This window comes from Novilysobacter viscosus (assembly GCF_046600715.1).
In the GTDB taxonomy this organism is placed as follows: domain Bacteria; phylum Pseudomonadota; class Gammaproteobacteria; order Xanthomonadales; family Xanthomonadaceae; genus Lysobacter_C; species Lysobacter_C viscosus.
Map to the genome: position 1 here is coordinate 117,601 of NZ_JBJMAV010000005.1, position 20,909 is coordinate 138,509.

A 20,909-nucleotide genomic window follows, 5' to 3' on the forward strand; every position below is an offset into this window, starting at 1 on the left:
GATCTATAAGGTAATTCGAGAAAGCCGGCCCAGTGCCGGCTTTCTTTTTGACAGCGAATCACGCACGAACCGCTAGCTGCAGTCTCACTCTCAGCAACTCATCCTGCAGACGATCCGCTACAGTCCAGCATTGGGGTGAAGGCCATCGTGAGTGCACTTCCACGCGCTCGCCTTTCGGCGCTTCGTAGAGGCCAAGTCACCGCCGCAAGGACTTGGCGCAACAGGGGTCTGTCTACGTCGATGCATATCACTGCACGCAAAGAGCAGTTCAACCGAGCGTATGTCGGTGCACTGGCTGCACAGGCTGGCATCAACTCCGCAACTCCAAGTGTGGATAACGACAGCGTCGACATCGCCTTCTTTGGAAGGGATTTCGGCGGTCTAATCCGTGATCCACAGATCAGCTTCCAGCTGAAGTGCACCCACCTACTACTCAGGGTGGGGGGCGTCATTCGCTTTCCACTGAAGCGCAAGAACTATGACGATCTTCGGGACGTTCGCGTTGGCTGTCCGCGGTACTTGGCCTTGTTAGAAGTTCCCGAGTCTTGCGATGATTGGTCGCAACATATTGATGACGGGATGCTGCTTCGGTCGGGGTGCTACTGGGCCTCGTTGAAAGGACTGCCAGCAGTAGAACAAGAGACCATCACAGTCAGCTTGCCCCTCAGCAACCGCTTGACCGGAACCTCATTGACCTACCTTCTGTCGCTTGCAAGCGACCTGAGGGATCCATGAGCAGGATCACGCTAAGGCAACTTCGTGATTACTTGATCGCGCAAGCCTGGTCGCTCATAGCGGCTCCTAACGGCTTTGTAGAAGTGTGGAGGTACGCTTCGCAAGAAGGTGGCGAGGTATTACTTCCGACAGAACAGGCTAGTGACAAGGAATTCCTGCTGCACGAGGCGCTACGCAAGCTCGCCGCCAGCAAAGGGGCAACGGCTAGTGAACTCACCCAAGACATCCGCGACACGACCGAGAACGCAGTGTCGATTCGCGTTTCCCATCCCGACGTAAAGGACGGAAGCATTCCGCTTGAGGATGGAATTGCACTCAACAAGAACGCAAGAGAACTTCTATCTGCGGCAGCGTCGGCGGCTCTCGAGAAGCGCCCCCTCTATCTAGGTCGTCCCGCCGCTGCCGTAGCCGCACTACTGCAGAGCGCGCGACTCGGCCAGACGACACATGGCAGTTATGTGATCCACGTTTACTGTAAAGAGTCGACACGAGAAGATCAGCCGCGGGGCTTTGCGCGAATAGCTACTCAGACCCTCGGGTCTGCGCTACTCGGGCTGAACGAGGCCATCCAGCATTACAGCGAAGCGGGCAACCCAATCGCTTTCGAGCTTGCGTTCGCACGTGGCGCGAGCGCGAACCTTTGCGAAGCAGTAGCGCAGTTCTCAGGCAAGGACAGGTCGCGAACCGTCGAAATTTCGCTTAGCACGGATTCCGTGGATCAGCTAACGAAATCGCCGCGCACCTCGGTCACCTTCACACCGGACCAGCAGCCGTATCTACAAGCAGCCGCTGACTATTTTCGTCAGACATACACGTTAACGGACGTAACTGTCGTTGGTGTGGTCGAGCGCTTAACGCGCCGCGCAGAGCAAGAGGCGGGGCTAATCCATCTGGCTACAACTCTTACCAATGGGGCACAACGCAGTGTTGGAATTCCACTAGGTACTGAGGACTATGCAACGGCAATTCATGCACACGAGAACAAACAGCTTGTTCAAGTGAGCGGAAGCGTAATTGTGACTCCCCGGACGGCGAGCATGGTTGAACCAAAAGACTTCCGGGTACTGGGCAACTATGAACTCTTCCGAACACAGTAGGCAGCCAGCGTAGCCCGGGTAAGTGCAGCGCACCCGGGGTTGTCATGCATCACATCGCGGCAATCAAGAACAGGGGTCAGAGTCGACTTTCCGGAGCGACGGGGTCAGGTTCACTTCCACCGCTTTGAGCACTGGACTCTCGCCTTAGCGGGAATGACGCCTGGGTGGTCTGCCCCAGACCCGTAGGGCGGCGGGCAGGACGCCCGCCGTTTCCCGACCGAGCCATGGGTGAGGAGGTGCGCTTGCGAGCCATCGGCTCGCGCACCGAACGAACGCCCGCGCCGCAAGCGCGGGCCGGACTTTGGCCGCGAAGCGGACAAAGGCGAGTCGGGAAATCCCCGCGCCTCCGCACGCGAGGTGTCTGACCTGTCGGGGAAGGCCTTTTCTTTGGTTCCGTATCTTTTGGGCCAGCAAAAGAAATGAACTCGGCCGCCAGGCCGAAAGCTCCAATGAGCGAACAGGCCGCGGCCACACCCGAGCGGGGTCGAAACCATCGCGGTCAGGTTCACTTCCACAGCCTCGAGGCGCTGACGTCCCACTTTGGCAGGCACGCCGGCTGGGTGATCCGGCGCTTTCTCGTATGCCTCGCCGGCTGGCAACTCCCAAGGTCGGCATCGTCGCGGTCTGCCGGCAGCGTGAGGCGTCCGCTACTCCCGCCGCACCACCGCGGGACGCGACACACTCACCACCAGCGTGACCACCGTGATCGGCACCACGAAGCCGAGCATCGCCCCACTGAAGGCCCCCAGCGCGTCGTGCTCCTGCGCGGCGAGGATGAGGTAGGCCACGTAGGCGACGTAGTAGAAGATGAACACCGCGCCCTCCCAGCGGGCGATGGTGCGCCCGGTGAGGAAGACCGGCAGGCACGCGAAGGCCACCGCGAGCATCACCCAAAGGTCGAAGTTGAGCACCGACGGCGCCAGCGGCAGCCCGCTGGAGGACACCACGCCCGCCAAGCCCAGGCAGCCCAGGATGTTGAAGATATTGCTGCCGACGACGTTGCCGATGGCGATGTCCCGCTCCTTGCGGATGGCCGCCATGACCGAGGTGGCGACCTCCGGCATCGAGGTGCCTGCCGCAACGATGGTCAGGCCGATCACCAGGTCGCTGACGCCGATGGCCCGGGCCAGCTCGGTGGATGCATCCACCAGCCAGCTCGAGCCCAACACCAGCAGCCCGAGCCCGGCGGCGATCAGCAGCAACTGCAGCGGTAGGTTGCGCTTGCCCGTGTCGGCGCTCGGTGCGGTGCCGGCCACGGCCGCCGCCAGCGCGGCGTTTTGCTGCTCGCGCCGCGACTGCACGATCAGGAACACCACGTACGCCACCAGCAGCGCGAGCAGCGCGCCGGCCTCCAGCCGGCCGATGCGGCCGTCGAGGCCGAAGGTCAGCAGCAGCAACGACGCACCGATCATGATCGGCACCTCCTGCCGCACGATCTGGGCATTCACCAGCAGCGGGATGATCAGCGCCGAAACGCCCAGGATCAGCAGGATGTTGAAGATGTTGCTGCCCACCACGTTGCCCACCGCGATGTCCGTCTGCCCGTCGATGGCCGCGCCGACCGACACCGCGACCTCCGGCGAGCTGGTGCCGATCGCGACGATCGTCAGGCCCACGACCAGGGGCGATATGCCCAGCGACAACGCCAGCCGCGAGGCACCGCGCACGAGAAGCTCCGCCCCGAGCACCAGGGCAATGAGGCCGATGACGAACAGGACAAGCGTGGGCACGTGTGGATTCCTCTCCTGGGTGACTGGGGTGGGCCCCGGTTGGCGGGTTGCTGGTCTGGCCGGAAACAGGGTGGGCGAGCGATCAATGCACGTCAAAAACCGGTGATTCTCGCGTGTGCCTGCCGGCCAACGACTTGGCGACCGGCCCGATGACCGATGTCCTGGTCGCCTGTTCGGGGATCGGGGGTCCGGGATCGGGGTCAGGTTCTTACGGTGCGCACCGTACCCTGTCGCGCCCGGAGGAGCAGACGAGGCGAGGTGGCGCGCAGGTGGCGAGGGCCGCTGCACCGCCCCGGCACCGACGGACGCAGTAGTCCTGGACATGGCCGTGGGGACGCTCTATCCCGCGGATAGCAGGTCCAGGCGATAGGTCACAAAGACGGGCAACGCCGGGCCGGTTCGCCCCGAGCCGCTGCATCCGGACCGCCAGCGGCGTCGTATCGGATGCATTGCCCGCCGGGCGGCTTGCCCATGCGTGCGCGAGTCGTCCGGATCGTCCCCACCTGGAGGTTCACCGTGTCCAATCTGGTCCAGATCGTCTACATCAGCCGTTCGACCTTCAAGCCGTTTCCGGCCGAACGGGGGATCGAGCCAACGGTTGCGCGAATCCTCGCGCAGTCCCGGATCAACAACGCGCGGCGCGGGCTTGTCGGTGCCCTGTATTTTGGCGACGGCTGCTTCTTCCAGTGCCTGGAAGGAGAGAGCGACGAGGTCGACCGGCTTTACGCGGCGCTGCTGGAGGATCCGCGGCACAGCGACCTCAAGGTGCTCTCGCGCCGGCCGATCGACCACAGCGGCTTCGAGAGCTGGTCGATGAAGTACGTGCCACTCGACGCGCCGATGAAGGAATTGCTCGGGCAGCGCGGGATGGCGACCTTTGACCCCTACCACTTCGACGAGGAGACGGTCCGCCGCGTGCTCGAACTGCTCCGCACGAGGGTGGAGGCGGCGCCCGCTGTGCACCCGGCGGACGTGCAAGGAGAAGCCGACGGCGCCGGCAAGGCGTTGCGCTACGCACGTTGGGCCCTGGGGACGGCAGCGGCGGCGCTTCTGGTCGCAGCGGGCACGGCCGTCGCGTCGCTCGCTTGAATCCATGGGCGCCACCCGAACAGGACACGGCGAGCCCCGGACACACCGTCCCGCCAACCCGCTTGCGACCCCCTACCCCCCGGTCCACCATCGCCTATCCCACCCCGACCCCGGAGCTGCCATGCGCCTGCGCCTCGCCATCACCCTCGCCCTGCTGGGCGCCTCGACCCTGGCCGGCGCGCAGCAGCGCGACTGGTCCAAGGTCGAGATCGAATCCACCCCGCTGCGGATGGGTACGCACCTGCTGGAAGGCGTCGGCGGCAACATGGTCGCCAGCGTGGGCGACGACGGCACCTTCCTGGTCGACGACCAGTACGCGCCGCTCAACGACAAGATCCGCGCCGCGCTCAAGGCCATCGACGACCGGCCGGTGCGCTTCGTCATCAACACCCACTGGCACGGCGACCACACTGGCGGCAACGAGGCGTTCGGCGCCACCGGCGCGGTCATCGTGGCGCACGACAACGTGCGCAAGCGCATGAGCACCCAGCAGTTCACCGCCGACATGAAGCCGCGCGGCGAGCCTTCGCCCGAGGGCGCGTTGCCGGTGGTGACCTTCACCGAGGGCGTCACCCTGCACCTCAACGGCGACACCGTGCGCGTGGTGCACGTCGCCGACGCCCACACCGACGGCGACGCGCTGGTGAAGTTCGAGCGCGCCAACGTGCTGCACATGGGCGACACCTTCTTCCACGGCAGCTATCCCTTCATCGACAGCGCCTCGGGCGGCGACGTCGACGGCGTGCTGGTGGCCGTGCACCGGGGGCTGGAGCTGGCCGACGCGGACACCATCGTGGTCCCCGGCCACGGCGAGCGCACCGACCGCGCCGGCCTGGCCGCGTACGGCGCGCTGCTGCGCGGCTACCGCGACCGCATCGCGGCCATGAAGGCCGAGGGCCAGTCGCTGGAGGAGGTCATCGCCGCCAAGCCCACGGCGGCCACCGACGAGGCGATGGGCCAGGGCTTCATCAAGCCCGAGCAGCTGGTGCGCTCGATCTACGAGACGCTCTGACCGCCGCCGGGGGGCCGGCCAACGTGCAGGCGGCCCGGCCCCGGGTGCCGCCTCCGCGTATCCTGCGCACCCCCCCCGACGCGCCCCCTGGACCCCATGATCAACAACGACGTACTGCGCAGCGTGCGCTACATGCTGGACCTGGGCGACGGCCACGTCGCCGACATCGTGCAGCTGGCCGATGCCGACGCCGTGCTGGACAAGCACGACGTGCAGGCGTTCCTGCGCAGGGAGGACGAGCCCGGCTTCGCGCCGTTCGACGACCGCCTGCTCGGGCTGTTCCTCGATGGCCTGGTGATCCATTGCCGCGGCCGCACCGACGCACCGCCGCGCCCGCCGGAGAAGCGGGTGAACAACAACGTGGTGCTCAAGAAGCTGCGCGTCGCGTTCGAGCTGAAGGACGTGGACATGGTGGAGGTGTTCGAGTCCGCGGGGCGCCCGGTCACCAAGCCCGAACTGTCGGCGCTGTTCCGCCAGCCGGGCCACAAGAACTTCCGCCTGTGCGGCGACCAGCTGCTGCGCTACTTCCTGCGTGGCCTCACGCTGCGGGTGCGTGGCGACGAGGCGAACCGCTAGAACCGACCGGACTGGGCCAACGGGATTGGCCGACAGGATCGGAGCGGCCGTGTCCAAGCCGAACCTCGGCAGGCATCGGCCGACAGGGTCGAAAAACCCATGCGAAGGCCGGTGCGGTCCGCTGATTGACACCCCCGCGGACCCTGAATAAGCTCGCGCAGGACGCCTGCGCGTCACCAATCACCAGGGGGAACACATGAGAATCACCAGTCTATTGCTGGCGGCCGTCGTATTGGCGCCGATGTCCGCGGCGGCAGAGAACTGCACGCCCATCTCCAGCCTTCCGGCCACGATCGGCACACCGGGCAAGTACTGCCTGGTCGCCAACCATACGGTCAACCTCAATGCCGGCAACGCGATCACCATCGCAAGCAACGATGTAACTCTGGATTGCGATGGCCACGCCATCAAGAACACATCCACCGCCAACAACGGCAGTTCGGCCGGGATCCACGCCAACTCGCGCAATGGCATCACGGTCAAGAACTGCCGGGTCATGGGGGGCTTCACCAACGGCATCGACCTGTTCCAGATCAATTCCGGGGCGAATACCAGCTACTACAGCACGATCCAGGACAATTACATCGCCGGCCCCTTCCTCCACGGCATCCGCGCCTATGGCAGCGCCCTGGAGATCACCGGCAACCGCGTATATGACATCGGCGGACAGGCCGGCACCTATGCGATCGGCATCCGGGTTGGCGGGTCCGCAAACGGGTTCCGCCTGCACGTGGTGCGCGGCAACTACGTCGCCGGGACCAATTCGCCCTTCAGCGCGGCCTACGGCATCTTCAGCGACAACTCGCTGGTAAGCGCCTTCCTCGACAACGGCATCGTCGGCACGTCCCCGGCCGCCGGCAAGCCGGCATACGGCATGTACATCAAGGGCCAGCACAATCGCCTGGCTGACAACCATATCGTCGGCGTGGGCGCGCCGAACGAAGTGGGCATCCATGCCGACGACGCCACTTCGAGCTGTTTCGACAACTACCTGCGGGTGACGCTGAATACCCGCAACTGCGATGCGGGGCTGGGGAATTACTGAGCAGGCGACCATCGGCGATTCGCCGATGTGGAAGAGAAGCCTGCTGGTCTTGCTGGTCGTCGCTGCGCTTGCAGCGACGACCTTTTTATTGGTCTCTTCCCGGCAGGCGTTGCCTTCGCGGGAGACCAGCGGCGTGGACGAACCGCGGCCTGCGCAGCTTGAAGCGCCTGCCAGCCTCGACGCCGGTGGCGGATCGCAGGGCCGGAGGATGGGAACGAGGCGGGTCGTCGCCACGCGACTGGGCAATCCGCCGGGTCTGGAACTGCTGGGGCTCAGGTCCGGTCGCTATGAGGGCAAGGTCGGGGTCTCCTGCGGGTTTGCCGTCTGGCGCGGACGCAGCGATCCCCTGCCGTTCATCCTGGCTGGCAGGACGCTGACCACGGGGAGCGATGCCGTTGCGCTTGCCGGGCGCGTCGATGGATGCGGGCAATTGGCCGACGACACTCCGGGCGCGACGCCGTAGCGGTGCGGGCGGGCGCCCGGAGTCGCTTGCCCATGGTCCTGCGTGGATCGCTCTGCTGATTCAAGCGTGCCTTCCAGGGCGAGAGTGGTGCAGCGAGGCCGGACGTATGCACGCACGATCGGCCGCGCTGCAGGGATGGGCGACCGACTACCCCACGGGCGGGTCCCGAGCCCATCCCACGTCGCCCTAGTGGCATCGCCATCGCACCGGTCACGATCGACCCGCGACACCCGTCTAGCGGGTGCGGCACCCGCCGCCCGGGTTACTCCTTTCACACCTCTATAAGGAATCGCAACAGATGAAGCAGGCATTGATTGGACTGATGTTGTTTGCCGCAGGCGCCGCGCTGGCGACCTGGTGGGCGGGCAACCGCGCCGACACCCGCACTGATACCGAGACCGGCGCCCCGTCCGCAACCGCACCCGCACCCGCACCCGCCAACGCAAACGCAAACGCAAACGCAAACGCCCATGCACCCGCTGCCGGCACCGCGGCGAGGCGCTACGCGCTGCAGGCCTGGGAAGGCTGCCGCCCGCTGCAGGCGGGGGATGCGTTCACCGGCCCGGTCACTCGCACGCTTTCGCTTTCCGACGGCAGCAGCGTCGAGGTGTCGCTGGTGCCTGCCACCCGTGAGAACGGGTCGCTGGTATTCGATACCCTGGTGAAGGCAACGGGCAGCAGTTCGCGCTCCCAGACCAGCTTCCAGTCGCCGCTGCTCGTGGACGGGGTGCTGATGCGTCCGGTGGACCTGGATCAGGTCTCGCGCGACGTCAGCGGTGCCGCCGCGTACCTGGACGGCCCGCATCCAATGGCGGACTAGCGGCGCAGTCCGGCGCGGACCGGCCATCGGCGCGTGGTGGTTGGATGTCCGTCCTGGGCCAAACGGCGGCACGCGCGGCACTGGCTGCCGCCACTCCTGCTCTGCGGTCGCGCCCAGGCGCCCGCGCAGGGAGGTGGTCCGCTATCACTTGCGCCCGACCTTCTGCCTGTCGGACTCCTGCGCCGCCAGGCCCGCCTGCACGCGCTCGATTTCCGCCGGCAGCGCCCGCTCCAGCCGCGCCAGGAGGTCGGTGGCGGCGGCACCATGGACCCTGCTGCCGGCCGTTGTCACCACGGTGACTTCGGTGGTCACGGTCTGGACCGATGTGGTGACCGGTACCGCGCGGGCGATGACCATCAATTCTTCACCCCGGTAGCGGATCGCATTCAAGCCCATCATCTGCGAGCGCCCCTCCCAGGTGACCCCGGGCATGGCCACCAGCAACTGGCCGACGGCGTTCCAGGTGTCGTTCATGCCGGCATGGACCGTGAGCTGCACGGGCGTGTCGACGACCACGGGCACTGGCGCCGGCGCAGGCTCCCGTGTGGGCTGGACACAGCCCGCCAGCGCGAGCGCGCAGCCGGTGGCAAGGACGGCGAGGAGTCTTGGGTGCATGGCGGCATTCGAGGCAATCGGCCGTGAAGGACGCGCATGGGGGCGCGCGCCGAGGGCGACGACGTGGACGAACGACTGCGTTGTCGCTGCGGCAGGTCGCCCCGGCCTTGCGCGTGGCTGACTTGGGGAACGATCGGTGCCGCCGCGCTAGCATGCGTGGCACTTCCGATGGAGCCACCGATGGCCGACCTTGACCGCTGGAGCATCAACGAATCGCTGCTCCAGTCCTATCGATCCCTGTTCATTTCCTCCCAGTCCTTCCTGCTGGCGGTGGGCGCCATCATGGTCGGCAAGGAGCGGCTGATCCTGCTGTCCGTGGCCTTCTTCGGCCTGGTGATGATCTGGATGATGTGGTTCCCCGCGGTCCGCGCGCGCCATCGCATCGTCGACTACTACAAATTCGCCGCTTCGCTGCCGCCGTCGCAGCGGGACGGACTGTGCAGCGAAGGGACATACGTGAAAAACCGTGCGGCCCGTACGGCGACCAACGAGGTCTTCGGCATCCGGACCAACTGGCGTGAAACCCGCTTGAAGCTCGACCTGCTCACGCCGCTGATGTTCACCGCCGTCTGGTTCGTGCTCATCCTGGAGGGCTGACCGACCAGGGCCGGGGGCCGAGGCCATGCGGCCCGGCGCGCGACAGGCTTCCTTTCCGCAGCGCCAGCGGCCAAGCTCGCCTGCCCCGTGGAAGGGGCCGGCCACCCAGGGAGAGTTGCGTGCCGCACGCCATCACCACTACCGAGCTGTTCCTGGTCGCGATGGCGATCATCTTCGCGGTGCCCTACCTGGTCTGGCGACTCGGGCGCATGGACTACGTCGCGCCACTGGTGGTGGTGCAGATCATCGCCGGCATCCTGTTGGGCCCGGGCGTGCTGGGCAAGGTCTACCCCGACTACTACGCCTTCGTGTTCACCCCCGACGTGGTGCAGGCGCTCAATGGCATCGCGTGGTGGGCGGTGATGCTGTTCGTGATGATCGCCGGCGTGGAACTGGACCTGCGCCAGGCCTGGAAGTACCGGCGCGAGAGCGGCATTACCGCAGGGCTGGCGTTGACGCTGCCGCTGCTGTGCGGCGCGGTGGTGGCTGTTGCGCTGCTGGCGTGGCCCGGCTGGCTGGGGTCGCAGGGCCAGCCCTGGCAGTTCGTGGTCGGCGTGGGCATGGCGTGCGCGGTGACGGCGCTGCCGATTCTGATCCTGCTGATGGAAAAGCTCGACATGCTGCGGGCCCCGCTGGGCCAGCGGATCCTGCGCTACGCCAGCCTCGATGACATCGCCATCTGGGGCGTGCTGGCGCTGGTCCTGATGGACTGGGAGCGCATAGGCCGCCAGGCCGCGTTCCTGGTCGTCTTCGCCATCGTGTGCGCGGGCTTCCGCCGGCTGATGCCCCGGCTGCCCGGGTCCGACCGCTGGTACGTCTCGCTGGTATGGCTTGCGGTCTGCGCACTGGGCGCGGACTGGGCGGGCCTGCACTACATGGTGGGCGCGTTCCTGGCCGGGGTGGTGATGGACGCCGAATGGTTCGACCAGGAATCCATGGACCGCCTGCGCCACCACGTGTTGCTGGTGATCATGCCGGTGTTCTTCCTCAGCACGGGACTGAAGACCGCGTGGTCGGTCGGTGGCGGCGCGGTGTTCCTGGCCGCGGGCGCGCTGCTGGTGGCGGCGGTGGCCGGCAAGCTGGCCGGCGTGCACATCGCCGGACGCCTGCTGGGCTGGCGCCCGGGCGAGGCAGCGGTGATCGGCTGGCTGCTGCAGACCAAGGCGCTGATCATGATCATCTTCGCCAACATCCTGCTGGACCGGTTGATCATCACCAATGCGATGTTCACCGCGCTGCTGCTGATGGCCGTGGCCAGCACCATGCTGAGCGTGCCGATGGTGGCGCCAAAGCTGCGCAGGCTGGCCGGTGGCGAACAGCCCGCTGCAGGCCCTGCCGACGCGGTGGAACACGCGCCCACGACCGCTCCCCCGGCGCGCTGACCAGCCGCGGGGACGGCGGCGCCGTCCCGGGTGCCGCCGTCCGGCGTAGTGAAACGGCGATTCAGGTGCGACGCGGCGGATTCACGCCATGCCGGCGCCGGTTTTCAGACCATGCGGGTTCACCTTTACCCGGTATGCCCCCCATGACCCGACCGACAACGAACCTGCTGGCACGCGCCGTCATGTGCGCGCTGCTGCCCGCCGCGCTGGTCGCGTGCGACGCCGACCCGGCCACCAACGCCGCCACCTCCGCCGTGGTGGATCCGGTAGCGGATGCCCGTGTCGCCGGTGACGGCCAGCCCATCGCCGGCGATGCGTCCGGCGCCGTGGCCGCGGGCCAGGCACCGGGCATGCCGGGCACGCCGGGCGGTTCGTCGTCCACCCTGCCGGTCGCACCGGGCGATACCGCCGGCAATGCGCAGGACGCGCCCGAGGGCGACGCCGATGCCGATGGAGAAGAGGACGCCGAACCCGTGCCGCCTGCGAAGGCCGCCGCGGCCGACGCCGACCTGGCCGACGACAGCACCTTGCGCCTGCAGGTCCTGCTTGAGCGAGCGCACTTCTCGCCGGGCGAGATCGATGGCAAGGGCGGCACCAACACCCGGCGGGCGCTGGCCGCGTACCAGCGGGCGCACGACCTGACCGTGGGCGACTCGCCCGACGAGGCCACCTGGGCCAAGCTCAACGAGGACACCGCGCCGATCCTGGTCGAGCACACGCTCAGCCAGGACGATGTCGCCGGCCCGTTCCGCGACACCCCGGCCAAGGTCGAGGAAATGGCCAAGCAAGAGGGCTTGCCGTACGAATCGGTCGAAGAGAAGGTCGGTGAACTCTTCCACGCCAACCCGGCAGTGATCGCCGAGTTCAACCCCGGCGTCGAACTCAAGGCCGGCCAGACCATCACCGTGCCGCACGTGGCAAGCGCCAAGACCTTGCCCAAGGGCACGCGCATCGTGGTCGACGAGTCCGACTCCGTGCTGCAGCTGCAGGACGACGCCGGCAAGGTGCTGGCGCAGTTCCCGGTGACCACCGGCAGCGCGCAGTTCCCGTTGCCGATCGGCGACTGGAAGGTCAACGGCGTCGCACGCAACCCGGTCTGGCATTTCGACCCCGAGCTGATCGCAGGCACGTCCGCCGATGCGCAGAAGGCCGAGATTCCGCCAGGTCCCAACAATCCGGTCGGCACCATCTGGATCGACCTGACCAAGGAGCACTACGGCATCCACGGAACGCCAGAGCCGGCCAAGATCGGCAAGACCGCGTCCAACGGGTGCATCCGCATGACCAACTGGTCGGCCGTCGCGCTGGGTAAGGTGGCCAAGCCGCAGATGGCCGTGGTGATGCAGAAGTAGGTGCCGGCGCCGGCGGGCCGCGGGAACGCGGCCCCGCCTGGCGATTCTGAAGCCCTGCAGGACAAGCAACGCAAGAAAAAACGGCGACCCTGGGGTCGCCGTTTTTCATGCGGGATGGTGCAAAGGATCAGCCCTTGCCGTTGCCGTTGCCCTTTCCGTTGCCCTTGTCGTTGCCCTTGTCGTTGCCCTTGTCGTTGCCTTTGCCCTTGTTGCCATCGTTGCCCCTTGCCGGCGGGCCGCCCTTGTCGTTGCCGCGCCCCGGGCCGCCGGCCTGGTCGGGCTTGCCCTTGCCGGGGCCGCCGGCGTGGGCCGGGGGACCGCCGCGGCCGGGGCCGTCGTTGCGCGAATTGCCCTTGCCGTTGCGCAGGTCGCGGTCAGGGCGCTTCGGCCAGTCCACCCGCACGTCGCGATCAACCGAGATCTCCCGGCCCCAGCGGCCGTAGGTGTCCACGGTGCCGCGCTTGAGCGCGTGGAACTCGGCCGAGCCCGGCTTGATGCCCATCTGCTGGGCCAGCACGCCCCAGCCCTGGCGCGGGTTGCGATCGTGGCGGTTGACCACGTCGATGCATGGCAGGCCCGTCGCATTTGCGATCGCGCAGGCGTAATAGACGTCTGCCGGCGCCCAGTTGCGGCGCTGCAGCAGGTCCAGCACCAGCGAACGCGGCGCACCGTAGCTGCTCGCCAGTTCGTTGATGAAGGGTTCGCGGTACTCCATGCCGTAGCGGTTGATCTCGTCCAGCCGGTTGTCCACCCACACATCACCGGTGCGGACGTTGTAGCCGATGGTCTGCGCGGCGGCCGGCGCAGCCACTGCCGCGAGGCCAAGGCCGGCGCACAGCGCCACTGCCAACAGGCGGGGGGATGTCTTGATGTTCTGCATGGGGGTTCTCCTCGTGGGTGTACCGGGTGATTCTGGCCCCACGCCCTGAAATCCGGGTGAGGCCGGCGGTGCCAGCGTGAACGGGGGATGCACCGGCAGCGCGATTCGCCTATCGTCGCCGTCTGCGGCCACGGCAGGCGGCGACAGGGCGAACAGAGATGAAGACAGGACGTGGCTTGCGGGCCAGCGCGGGCGTGATCGTGGCCGTCGGGCTGCTTTTCGGGGTGGTGGCCCCCGCATGCTGGGCAGCCGAGTCGGCCGGTCCTGCCCCCGCCGGGCGCAAGGCGTTCGACAAGACCGCCGGCGACGCCCTGGCATGGCCCTCGCCCTGGTCGGTAGGCACCACGCTCGTCTATGACCAGCACTACGAATCCAGCCGGGTCGAGGGCGGTGCAACGGTCCGCATCGTGGGCTCGGACGTGACCGAAATCGTCGTCGTGCAAGGCAGCGACGGCGGCGTGGTGCAACGCTGGACGGGTCGTGACCCCAGGTTCACCGGCGAGGGCCTGCCCGAAGCCATGGAATCGGTGATGGAGGCGGCGGTGGAATCGTTCCGCGACCTGGCACTCGACGTAGCCCTGGACGAGGACGGCGCCTACCGGGCGATCACCAACCTGGAGGCGGTGGCACCGCTGTACCGCGAAGTGCTGGAGCGGTCCATCGAGGCCGGCATCGCCGCTGGCGCGGGCGACAGTGCAGTCGACGAGGAGAAGGTTGCCGAGTACCGCAAGGCGATGGCCACCATGGTCGAGGCGCTTTCCTCGCCCAAGGTGCTCGAACCCGAACTGGCCAGCACGCCGGCGGCGCTGAACTTCATCAGCCACGGAGGCCTTGTGCCCGGTCGGCGCTACATCTTCGAAGACAGCTACGCCAACCCGCTGGGCACGGGCGATATCACCGCCCGCCACACCCTGCTGCTGGAGCCAATGGACGATGCGCCGGGCCGGGTCGGCGTGGAGTGGACGTCGCAGCCCGACCCGGCCGGCGTCACGAAGGCACTCGAGGCCTTCGTTTCCACCACCTTCGGTGCGGCACTGTCCGCCGAGGAGTTGCGCGGCGCAGTGGAGGGTCTCAGCGGCGGCGCGCACTTCTCCACGGAGGTGCGCTATGTCGTGGACGTGGCCACCGGCCGGGTCGAGCGCATGGAGATGGTCGAGACCCAGCACCTGAAGGACAGGCAGTCGACCGAGTTGACCCGGCTGACGCTGCGGCAGTAGCCCGGCGAGGTCGCGCCGCACTTCGCAGGCCGCGGCGATGTCGCCCCTCCACCTGGCGTTGAGCCGGTCGAGGTAGCCTGCACTCGACCCCGGGAGCCCGACATGGCCTTCGAAACCCAGTACCGGATGGACGAGCCCGCGCGCGCCGATGTCGACGGCTGGCCGGGCCTCACCGTGCTGGAATTCGGCGCGCCGTGGTGCGGGCACTGCATCGCGATTCAGCCGGCCTTGCGCGCGGTGCTGGACGATCTGGCCGACCTGCGCCACGTCAAGGTGGAGGACGGGCGCGCCCGCCCGTTGGGGCGGACGTTCCGGGTCAAGCTGTGGCCGACGCTGGTGCTGCTGCGCGACGGCGAGGAAGTATTGAGGCTGGTGCGCCCGTCGCAGGCGGACCTCGCCGGGCTGGCCGAGGCGCTGGACGCCGGCTGACCGCCGCCCGGGCCGGTGCCCGGGAGCCGAACGCACTGCACCGGTCGGCGGCACCCTTGCCCCTGCCACACGCGATACCGTTGCAGGTTTTCCACCCGCGCGATGTACCCAGGAGGACACCGATGAACACGACCACCGCTGCGACGTTGCCCGCAAGCCACTGGCTGATCGCCGTCATTGCCCTGCTGTGGAACCTGCTGGGGCTGGCGATGTTCGTGCTGCAGGTCACCCTGTCGCCGGAGGCGCTGGCCGCGCTGCCCGACGCGCAGCGCCGGGTGCATGAAGCCACGCCCGCCTGGATGAACATGGCCTTTGGCATTGCGGTGGTTGCCGGGGTGCTGGGCGCGGTCGCGCTGCTGCTTCGCAGGCGCTGGGCGGCGATGCTGTTCGCGGTGTCGCTGGCGGCGTTGGTGGTGCAGATACTGGGCGCGTTCCTGGCCACGCCGGCATGGGCCGCCCATGGCGTGGCCGGCCTGGCCATGCCGGTGCTGCTGCTGGTGATCGCGGGCGTACTCTGGGCCTATGCGCGCAAGGCCACGACGCGGGGCTGGCTGCGCTGACCGGGGCGGTGGCCGGTGGCGTCCCGGCGGGCCTCAGCAGGCGGCCAGGGCGACCTCCAGCGGCAGGTCCGGGTCCCAACGCCCGCGCCCGCCCAGGCCGGGCACTTCCAGCAACAGCGATGCGCCGATGACGTGCGCGCCCTGCCGCCGCGCCAGCTGCAGGCCGGCGGCGAGGGTGCCGCCGGTGGCGAGCACGTCGTCGACCAGCAGCACCCGGGCCGCCGGCGTGAGCGCGTCGGCGTGGATCTCCAGCCGATCCTGCCCGTATTCCAGCGCGTAGTTCTCCGCCAGCGTGGCCCGGGGCAGCTTGCCGGGCTTGCGCAACGGCACGAAGCCGGTACCCAGCGCCCGCGCCAAAGCGGCTCCCAGGATGAAGCCGCGTGACTCGATCCCCAGCACGGCATCCAGGGCCACGCCGCGCCACGGGTCGGCCAGGGCGTCGATGCAGGCGGCGAAGCCTTCGCCATCGGCCAGCAGCGGGGTGATGTCGCGAAAGTCGACACCTGGTGTGGGGAAGTCGGGAACATCCAGGATCAGTTCGGACCAGTGGGGCATGTCTGAGGCTCGGTGTGGTCGGCGGGGGGGGCGCGTCGCGTCGCCTGCGCGGCGCGCGCCCGATACTGCACGTTGCAAGACAAGGCAGGCGAGGCCTGGCGATGAGCGAGCGGCTGTTCCGAGACGATGTGCTTTTCACGCAACGGCTGCTGGCGGCCGACGGCCTGTACCGCGGCGCTATCGACGGGCTGTGGGGTCCAATCACCGAGGCAGCCTGGCAGGGGTTCCAGTCGCGCAGCCGCGCACTGCGCACCCGCATGGGGGAGTTCGACCTGCGCAGCGAAGCCGCGATCGGCACGCTGGCGCTGCCCGCGCAGGCGGCGGCCCGTGCCAGCCTGCGCCGGATCCTGGACGGTGGCTTCCAGGCCCGCATCATTTCCGGCACGCGCACGTGGGCGCAACAGAATGCCTTGTTCCGGCAGGGACGCTACGGCAACCCCGGTCCGGTGGTGACGCGTGCCCGCGGCGGGCAGAGCACGCACAACTTCGGCATCGCCTGGGACATCGGGCTGTTCACCGGCGCCGGCGGGTACGTGACCGATGCCGCCGCCTACGCAAGCGCGGCGCAGCACGGCAAGGGCGCCGGGGTCGAGTGGGGCGGTGACTGGACGGGCTTCCCGGACCCATCGCACTACCAGCTGGCGACGGGGGACGGAATCGCCACACTGCGCATGCGCTTCCAGGCCGGCCTGGGGCTCGCCTGACCCGCTGCCCGGCACGCCTGTGTCGCTGCAATCCGCTCGCGGCGGCCGTCCGGCGTCAGCTACCCGGGCCGGCCCAGGCCCAAGCCACCGCGGCCAGCAGCGCCAGCGCCAGCAGGCCGCGCGCGATGCGCTCGATCCGGTCGGCGGCCGACGATCCGGCAGCCGGCGATGCGCGCCGGTCGCTTCCCCCGTATTCCATGGTGACTCCCCCTGTCGCGCCATCAGACGCCTGCGCGCCGCGCGCGTCTGCGAACCGGGTCACAACGCGCGCGGGGCAGGGGCAGGCGCCGTCAATCAACCACGTCGTCGCCAAGGGTCGGCGTCCGCTCCGGGACCGTCCAGGCATAGACGACCGAATCGCCGACGATGCGCTGCGCCTCGGGCTGCCATTCGCCCATGTGGTAGTTGTGGGTGACGATCCGGGTGCCCGGATCGAGTGCCAGCAGGGCCGGCCGCAGGCGCAGGTTGAGCCGGGGCAGCAGGTACAGGGTGACCACGGTGGCATCGGACAGGTCGGCGTCGAACATGTCGCCCTGGATGAAGTCGACCTTGTCGGCCACGCCGGCCTTGCGCGCGCCGGCGTCGGCCTCGCGGATGCGGTCGGGGTCGATGTCGATGCCGACCCCGCGCGTGCCCCAGCGCCGGGCCGCGGTGATCGGAATGCGGCCGTCTCCCGAACCCAGGTCGACGAGTACGTCGGCGGGGCCGACGTCGGCCATATCGAGCATCACGTCGACCACCGCCTGCGGGGTCGGGACGTAAACCACGTCAGGGACCTGCCGCGCCGGCTCTCCGCCCGCGGGCGCAATCGAGGTCCGGTCGAAGGGATCGGAGCCGGGCTGCAGGGCATCGGTTGCGTCGACGCCACTCCCCGTCTGCGCGGTATCGGCGGCCGGGGCAGCGACGTCCTCAGTGGGATCTGCGGCGGCAGGGCCGGAGCGATTGCAGCCGGCAACCCCCAGCGCAAGCAGCAGGCAGGCGGCGAACAGGCGCGGCGACGAACGACGGGTGGTCATGCACGGTCTCCCGGGAGTCTGCGATCGGGCCAACGGGTTCCAGAGCGTCGCACCGTCCGCGCGCGCAAGCCACCGACCTCCTGCATCGACATGCCGCAGGACGTCCCGATAAGGCCGCCCCGGTGTGGGGGGCGCGAGCCGACCACGCCCCGGCACCCCGGCCTCCGGGGTGTCGCTTTTCCTGCATGGCGCGTCGCGTACGCTGCCAGGATGACGTTCCAACCCGATCGCTCTCCCGGACCCGTCGAGCTTTCGACTGCGCGCCGGTGGCTGCTGGCCGCGTGCCTGCTGGCACTGGCGGGCTGCGCGACCCAGTCGCCGCGCAACCCCCTCGCGCAGTGGCGCGGCTCGCCCAACTACGACGCGCGCGGGCCGCAGGCCATCGTCCTGCACCATACCCACATGGACAGCGCGCAGGCTGCCTTGCGAACCCTGCAGACGCGCAATCCGCATGGACGGGTCAGCGCCCACTACCTGGTGGGACGGGACGGTGCGCTGTACCAGCTGGTGTCGGAGGACGACCGCGCGTGGCATGCGGGTGCCTCGCGCTGGGGTGGCTGGCGTGACCTGAATTCGGCCTCGATCGGCATCGAGCTGGACAACAACGGCCGCGAGCCCTTCCCGGCGCCGCTGGTCGACACGTTGATTGCGTTGCTGGGCGACATCACGCGGCGCCATGGCATCCCCGGGCACCAGGTGCTGGCGCATGGCGACATCGCGCCCGCCCGCAAGCAGGACCCGGGTGCGCGCTTCCCCTGGCGGCGGCTGGCGGGGGCGGGGTTCGGCCTGTGGCCACGCGCCGGCCATGGGCCCGCGCCGGACGGATTCGACCCGTGGCTGGCGCTGCGGGCGATCGGGTACGACCTGCGCGATCGCGACGCGGTGGTCCGCGCCTTCAAGCGTCGCTACCGGGGCGTGGAGCCGGCTGCCGGCGCCCCGCTGGGGTTCGATCCCGCCGACCTGGGCATCCTCCACGACCTGCAGCGCCAGTTGCTGGATCTGCCGGTCCAGTGATTCGCGGACATGGGCGCCACGTGGCGGGGTGGAGGCGCTTACGGTCCCTACACGCCAGCGGGCCGACGCTGGTCGTGGCCGTCGCGGCGCCGGGTCCGGGCAGGGCCGCGGCCCCCAAACCGGACCGTGCGTCTTCGGCACACCATCGCCCGGTCGCGCATCCGCGTGGCGGCCGTACCCAGTCCAACCGGGAGCACGCCATGGAACGTTCAACATCCCGCCCACGCCTCCTGGCCGGTGCCATTGCGCTGGCCCTGCTGTCTTCGGTGCTGGCCGCCGCGCCGCTGCCTGCCGGGCAGGCCGACCGCACCACCCAGGCCTTCGACGCCGCCGACGACCTTCCGCCGCCACCGGTGGTGGACGCCACCGTACCGGTCGATCCGGAGGTCGACGCCATGAACGCCTCGCCACCGCCCAGTGTTCCCGTGCCTCGAGGTGAGTTGCAGACCGAAGGCGACGCCTGGGTCGCGCTGGACACCGATGGCGACGGGCGCGTCAGCCGTGCCGAAGCGCGTGAGAATGCGCGATTCAGCGCGCGATTCGGGTCAATGGATACCGATGGCGATGGACACGTCGGCCAGTCCGAGTTCGCCGCCTGGCTGGAGACGGGCGCGGGCAACCAGCCCGAGCCGGAAGAAGAGGATTAACCGAAGCTTCTGATCGACCCGTACCGGCAAGATGCCCGCCACCAGTCACCGGTGGCGGGCATTGCCGCATCGCGGGCCTGCCGTGCCTACGGCGTGGCGGGCGCGTCCGATGCCGCAGCCGGGGGCGACAGCCGCAACAGCCGTCCACCGCTTCCGTTGCGTTCGTCCTCCAGGATCCAGACGTCACCGTCGGGGCCCTGCTCCACTTCGCGGATGCGCTGGCCCATGTCGTAGCGTTCGACTTCGCGCGCGGACGTGCCGTCGAACTCGACCCGCACCAGTCCCTTCGCTGACAGGCCCCCGATCAGGCCGTCGCCCTGCCAGTCGGTAAAGCGGCCGCCCGAGTAGATGACGAAGCCGGCCGGTGAAATCACCGGCGTCCAGGTGATCTCCGGCGCGTTGAATTCCGGGCGGGTGTCGTGGTCGGGGATGTCGCGGCCGTCGTAGTGGTCGCCGTTGGAGACGACCGGATAGCCGTAGTTCTCCCCGCGCTCGATCAGGTTGAGCTCGTCGCCGCCGGCCGGGCCCATCTCGGGGCTCCAGAGTCGGCCCTGGGCGTCGAACGCCAGCCCCAGCATGTTGCGGTGCCCCAATGACCAGACCTGCGCGGCGACATCGCCCTGGTCGGCGAACGGGTTGTCGGCCGGCACGCTGCCGTCGTCGTTGAGGCGGATGATCTTGCCCAGGTTGGACGCCATGTCCTGCGCGGGGTCGAACTTCTGCCGCTCACCCGAGCTGATCCACAGCTTGCCGTCGGGGCCGAACGCGATGCGGTGGCCGTAGTGGCCGCGGCCGGTGACCTTGGGCACCTGGCGCCATATCACCTCGACGTCCGAGAGCGTGCCGCCGTCATCGGTCAGCGCCAGCGTGCCGCGGGCGACCACGCCGCCGCGGGTGTCGCCCTCGCCGGCTTCCGCATAGCTGATGTAGACCCGGCGGTTCCGGGCGAACCCGGGGTGCAGCACCACGTCGCCCAGGCCGCCCTGGCCGCCGTAGTCCACCTCCGGCACGCCGGCGACTTCAACCACGGTGGTCGACCCCGGGCCGTCGCCCAGCCAGACCAGCTTGAGCTTGCCCGGTTTCTCGGTGACCAGCAGCCGGCCATCGGGCAGGAACGTCATCGCCCAGGGCTCTTTGAACTGGGCGATTTCGGTGGTGGTGAACGGCCGGCCGTCGGTGGCGGCGGTGGAGTCGGTATCGGTGCCGGTCTGCGCGGGCGCTGCATCGTTCGTAGTGGTGCAGGCCGCGAGCAGCACGGCGAGGCAGGCGGCGGCCAGCGGGTGGCGCGCGCCCGGGCGTAGCGGTGCTTGGGTCATGGAATCCCTCCAGGGTTACAGATCAAAAGGCGATACGACGCAATGGGGTCTTGTGGAG

24 protein-coding genes are annotated in these 20,909 nt (G+C 68.6%); 17 read left to right on the plus strand and 7 right to left on the minus strand.

What is annotated here, in order from left to right; translation table 11 throughout:
* Positions 1-240: 240 nt before the first annotated feature.
* Together ACJQWL_RS09395 and ACJQWL_RS09400 are read left to right on the plus strand one after the other, a co-directional pair.
* Positions 241-735, plus strand: a complete 495-nt coding sequence (locus tag ACJQWL_RS09395) for a DUF4365 domain-containing protein (RefSeq protein WP_330969504.1) — start codon at positions 241-243, stop codon at positions 733-735.
* Complete coding sequence (locus ACJQWL_RS09400; RefSeq protein WP_330969505.1) at positions 732-1,832, plus strand: hypothetical protein; 1,101 nt, start codon at positions 732-734, stop codon at positions 1,830-1,832. Before ACJQWL_RS09395 ends, ACJQWL_RS09400 begins: the two co-directional genes overlap by 4 nt.
* 647 nt (positions 1,833-2,479) lie before the next feature.
* Here the strand turns inward: ACJQWL_RS09400 and ACJQWL_RS09405 are convergent.
* A complete protein-coding gene (locus tag ACJQWL_RS09405) occupies positions 2,480-3,562 on the minus strand; it encodes a calcium/sodium antiporter (protein WP_330969506.1) in 1,083 nt (360 codons plus the stop codon).
* 516 nt (positions 3,563-4,078) lie between these two features.
* Here ACJQWL_RS09405 and ACJQWL_RS09410 point away from each other — a divergent pair.
* The 6 genes from ACJQWL_RS09410 to ACJQWL_RS09435 all read left to right on the plus strand — a co-directional run bounded on the left by ACJQWL_RS09410 (position 4,079) and on the right by ACJQWL_RS09435 (position 8,567).
* The gene (locus ACJQWL_RS09410) at positions 4,079-4,651 is read left to right on the plus strand and encodes a BLUF domain-containing protein (RefSeq protein ID WP_330969507.1); all 573 of its coding nucleotides are present in this window, start codon (positions 4,079-4,081) and stop codon (positions 4,649-4,651) included.
* Between the two features lie 121 nt (positions 4,652-4,772).
* Positions 4,773-5,663, plus strand: coding sequence for an MBL fold metallo-hydrolase (locus ACJQWL_RS09415; protein WP_330969508.1), 891 nt, complete (start codon positions 4,773-4,775; stop codon positions 5,661-5,663).
* Between the two features lie 96 nt (positions 5,664-5,759).
* Entirely contained in the window at positions 5,760-6,239 is a 480-nt protein-coding gene (locus ACJQWL_RS09420; protein ID WP_330969509.1) for a YehS family protein, read from the plus strand.
* Between the two features lie 196 nt (positions 6,240-6,435).
* The gene (locus ACJQWL_RS09425) at positions 6,436-7,284 is read left to right on the plus strand and encodes a right-handed parallel beta-helix repeat-containing protein (protein ID WP_330969510.1); all 849 of its coding nucleotides are present in this window, start codon (positions 6,436-6,438) and stop codon (positions 7,282-7,284) included.
* Positions 7,262-7,747 (plus strand): hypothetical protein, encoded by a 486-nt coding sequence (locus tag ACJQWL_RS09430; protein ID WP_330969511.1) that lies wholly within the window; start codon positions 7,262-7,264, stop codon positions 7,745-7,747. The genes ACJQWL_RS09425 and ACJQWL_RS09430 overlap by 23 nt, the downstream gene beginning before the upstream one ends.
* Before the next feature lie 298 nt (positions 7,748-8,045).
* Positions 8,046-8,567, plus strand: a complete 522-nt coding sequence (locus ACJQWL_RS09435) for a hypothetical protein (RefSeq protein ID WP_330969512.1) — start codon at positions 8,046-8,048, stop codon at positions 8,565-8,567.
* Positions 8,568-8,711: 144 nt separating this feature from the next.
* Here the strand turns inward: ACJQWL_RS09435 and ACJQWL_RS09440 are convergent, their stop codons facing one another.
* Positions 8,712-9,182 (minus strand): hypothetical protein, encoded by a 471-nt coding sequence (locus ACJQWL_RS09440; protein WP_330969513.1) that lies wholly within the window; start codon positions 9,180-9,182, stop codon positions 8,712-8,714.
* 180 nt (positions 9,183-9,362) lie between these two features.
* On the opposite strand from ACJQWL_RS09440, the gene ACJQWL_RS09445 reads away from it, so the two are divergent.
* From ACJQWL_RS09445 to ACJQWL_RS09455, 3 genes are all read left to right on the plus strand, one after another.
* Positions 9,363-9,779, plus strand: a complete 417-nt coding sequence (locus ACJQWL_RS09445; protein WP_330969514.1) for a hypothetical protein — start codon at positions 9,363-9,365, stop codon at positions 9,777-9,779.
* A gap of 119 nt (positions 9,780-9,898) precedes the next feature.
* Positions 9,899-11,161 (plus strand): cation:proton antiporter, encoded by a 1,263-nt coding sequence (locus tag ACJQWL_RS09450; RefSeq protein WP_330969515.1) that lies wholly within the window; start codon positions 9,899-9,901, stop codon positions 11,159-11,161.
* A 143-nt stretch (positions 11,162-11,304) separates the two neighbouring features.
* Positions 11,305-12,513, plus strand: coding sequence for a L,D-transpeptidase family protein (locus ACJQWL_RS09455; RefSeq protein ID WP_330969516.1), 1,209 nt, complete (start codon positions 11,305-11,307; stop codon positions 12,511-12,513).
* A 127-nt stretch (positions 12,514-12,640) separates the two neighbouring features.
* Here ACJQWL_RS09455 and ACJQWL_RS09460 read toward each other — a convergent pair whose 3' ends face one another.
* Positions 12,641-13,393, minus strand: coding sequence for a hypothetical protein (locus ACJQWL_RS09460; protein WP_330969517.1), 753 nt, complete (start codon positions 13,391-13,393; stop codon positions 12,641-12,643).
* Positions 13,394-13,551: 158 nt separating this feature from the next.
* Between ACJQWL_RS09460 and ACJQWL_RS09465 the strand changes: the two genes are divergently transcribed.
* The 3 genes from ACJQWL_RS09465 to ACJQWL_RS09475 all read left to right on the plus strand — a co-directional run bounded on the left by ACJQWL_RS09465 (position 13,552) and on the right by ACJQWL_RS09475 (position 15,599).
* Positions 13,552-14,610, plus strand: a complete 1,059-nt coding sequence (locus tag ACJQWL_RS09465) for a hypothetical protein (protein ID WP_330969518.1) — start codon at positions 13,552-13,554, stop codon at positions 14,608-14,610.
* Between the two features lie 102 nt (positions 14,611-14,712).
* Entirely contained in the window at positions 14,713-15,039 is a 327-nt protein-coding gene (locus ACJQWL_RS09470; RefSeq protein WP_330969519.1) for a thioredoxin family protein, read from the plus strand.
* 122 nt (positions 15,040-15,161) lie between these two features.
* Positions 15,162-15,599 carry a hypothetical protein gene (locus ACJQWL_RS09475; protein WP_330969520.1) on the plus strand — a complete coding sequence of 146 codons (438 nt, stop codon included), beginning with the start codon at positions 15,162-15,164 and terminating at the stop codon, positions 15,597-15,599.
* 33 nt (positions 15,600-15,632) lie between these two features.
* Here ACJQWL_RS09475 and ACJQWL_RS09480 read toward each other — a convergent pair whose 3' ends face one another.
* A complete protein-coding gene (locus ACJQWL_RS09480) occupies positions 15,633-16,154 on the minus strand; it encodes an adenine phosphoribosyltransferase (protein ID WP_411300865.1) in 522 nt (173 codons plus the stop codon).
* Positions 16,155-16,255: 101 nt separating this feature from the next.
* Between ACJQWL_RS09480 and ACJQWL_RS09485 the strand changes: the two genes are divergently transcribed.
* Positions 16,256-16,858 (plus strand): M15 family metallopeptidase, encoded by a 603-nt coding sequence (locus ACJQWL_RS09485; RefSeq protein ID WP_330969521.1) that lies wholly within the window; start codon positions 16,256-16,258, stop codon positions 16,856-16,858.
* Positions 16,859-16,913: 55 nt separating this feature from the next.
* Here the strand turns inward: ACJQWL_RS09485 and ACJQWL_RS09490 are convergent, their stop codons facing one another.
* Both ACJQWL_RS09490 and ACJQWL_RS09495 read right to left on the minus strand, forming a co-directional pair.
* The gene (locus ACJQWL_RS09490; RefSeq protein ID WP_411300866.1) at positions 16,914-17,057 is read right to left on the minus strand and encodes a hypothetical protein; all 144 of its coding nucleotides are present in this window, start codon (positions 17,055-17,057) and stop codon (positions 16,914-16,916) included.
* Positions 17,058-17,148: 91 nt separating this feature from the next.
* Complete coding sequence (locus ACJQWL_RS09495) at positions 17,149-17,874, minus strand: SAM-dependent methyltransferase (protein WP_330969602.1); 726 nt, start codon at positions 17,872-17,874, stop codon at positions 17,149-17,151.
* A gap of 210 nt (positions 17,875-18,084) precedes the next feature.
* Between ACJQWL_RS09495 and ACJQWL_RS09500 the strand changes: the two genes are divergently transcribed.
* Positions 18,085-18,888: an N-acetylmuramoyl-L-alanine amidase gene (locus tag ACJQWL_RS09500; RefSeq protein ID WP_330969601.1), complete on the plus strand. Its 804-nt coding sequence runs from the start codon at positions 18,085-18,087 to the stop codon at positions 18,886-18,888.
* A 200-nt stretch (positions 18,889-19,088) separates the two neighbouring features.
* Positions 19,089-19,535 (plus strand): EF-hand domain-containing protein, encoded by a 447-nt coding sequence (locus ACJQWL_RS09505; protein ID WP_330969600.1) that lies wholly within the window; start codon positions 19,089-19,091, stop codon positions 19,533-19,535.
* 86 nt (positions 19,536-19,621) lie between these two features.
* Here the strand turns inward: ACJQWL_RS09505 and ACJQWL_RS09510 are convergent, their stop codons facing one another.
* A complete protein-coding gene (locus ACJQWL_RS09510; RefSeq protein WP_330969599.1) occupies positions 19,622-20,851 on the minus strand; it encodes a PQQ-dependent sugar dehydrogenase in 1,230 nt (409 codons plus the stop codon).
* Positions 20,852-20,909: the final 58 nt, after the last annotated feature.

Bases quoted from the DNA above. Each gene is read 5' to 3' on its own strand.
- ACJQWL_RS09395 (WP_330969504.1), top strand. From the start codon at position 241: ATGCATATCACTGCACGCAAAGAGCAGTTCAACCGAGCGTATGTCGGT.
- ACJQWL_RS09400 (WP_330969505.1), top strand. From the start codon at position 732: ATGAGCAGGATCACGCTAAGGCAACTTCGTGATTACTTGATCGCGCAA.
- ACJQWL_RS09415 (WP_330969508.1), top strand. From the start codon at position 4,773: ATGCGCCTGCGCCTCGCCATCACCCTCGCCCTGCTGGGCGCCTCGACC.
- ACJQWL_RS09420 (WP_330969509.1), top strand. From the start codon at position 5,760: ATGATCAACAACGACGTACTGCGCAGCGTGCGCTACATGCTGGACCTG.
- ACJQWL_RS09425 (WP_330969510.1), top strand. From the start codon at position 6,436: ATGAGAATCACCAGTCTATTGCTGGCGGCCGTCGTATTGGCGCCGATG.
- ACJQWL_RS09430 (WP_330969511.1), top strand. From the start codon at position 7,262: ATGCGGGGCTGGGGAATTACTGAGCAGGCGACCATCGGCGATTCGCCG.
- ACJQWL_RS09435 (WP_330969512.1), top strand. From the start codon at position 8,046: ATGAAGCAGGCATTGATTGGACTGATGTTGTTTGCCGCAGGCGCCGCG.
- ACJQWL_RS09440 (WP_330969513.1), bottom strand. From the start codon at position 9,182: ATGCACCCAAGACTCCTCGCCGTCCTTGCCACCGGCTGCGCGCTCGCG.
- ACJQWL_RS09445 (WP_330969514.1), top strand. From the start codon at position 9,363: ATGGCCGACCTTGACCGCTGGAGCATCAACGAATCGCTGCTCCAGTCC.
- ACJQWL_RS09455 (WP_330969516.1), top strand. From the start codon at position 11,305: ATGACCCGACCGACAACGAACCTGCTGGCACGCGCCGTCATGTGCGCG.
- ACJQWL_RS09460 (WP_330969517.1), bottom strand. From the start codon at position 13,393: ATGCAGAACATCAAGACATCCCCCCGCCTGTTGGCAGTGGCGCTGTGC.
- ACJQWL_RS09465 (WP_330969518.1), top strand. From the start codon at position 13,552: ATGAAGACAGGACGTGGCTTGCGGGCCAGCGCGGGCGTGATCGTGGCC.
- ACJQWL_RS09470 (WP_330969519.1), top strand. From the start codon at position 14,713: ATGGCCTTCGAAACCCAGTACCGGATGGACGAGCCCGCGCGCGCCGAT.
- ACJQWL_RS09475 (WP_330969520.1), top strand. From the start codon at position 15,162: ATGAACACGACCACCGCTGCGACGTTGCCCGCAAGCCACTGGCTGATC.
- ACJQWL_RS09480 (WP_411300865.1), bottom strand. From the start codon at position 16,154: ATGCCCCACTGGTCCGAACTGATCCTGGATGTTCCCGACTTCCCCACA.
- ACJQWL_RS09485 (WP_330969521.1), top strand. From the start codon at position 16,256: ATGAGCGAGCGGCTGTTCCGAGACGATGTGCTTTTCACGCAACGGCTG.
- ACJQWL_RS09490 (WP_411300866.1), bottom strand. From the start codon at position 17,057: ATGGAATACGGGGGAAGCGACCGGCGCGCATCGCCGGCTGCCGGATCG.
- ACJQWL_RS09495 (WP_330969602.1), bottom strand. From the start codon at position 17,874: ATGACCACCCGTCGTTCGTCGCCGCGCCTGTTCGCCGCCTGCCTGCTG.
- ACJQWL_RS09500 (WP_330969601.1), top strand. From the start codon at position 18,085: ATGACGTTCCAACCCGATCGCTCTCCCGGACCCGTCGAGCTTTCGACT.
- ACJQWL_RS09505 (WP_330969600.1), top strand. From the start codon at position 19,089: ATGGAACGTTCAACATCCCGCCCACGCCTCCTGGCCGGTGCCATTGCG.
- ACJQWL_RS09510 (WP_330969599.1), bottom strand. From the start codon at position 20,851: ATGACCCAAGCACCGCTACGCCCGGGCGCGCGCCACCCGCTGGCCGCC.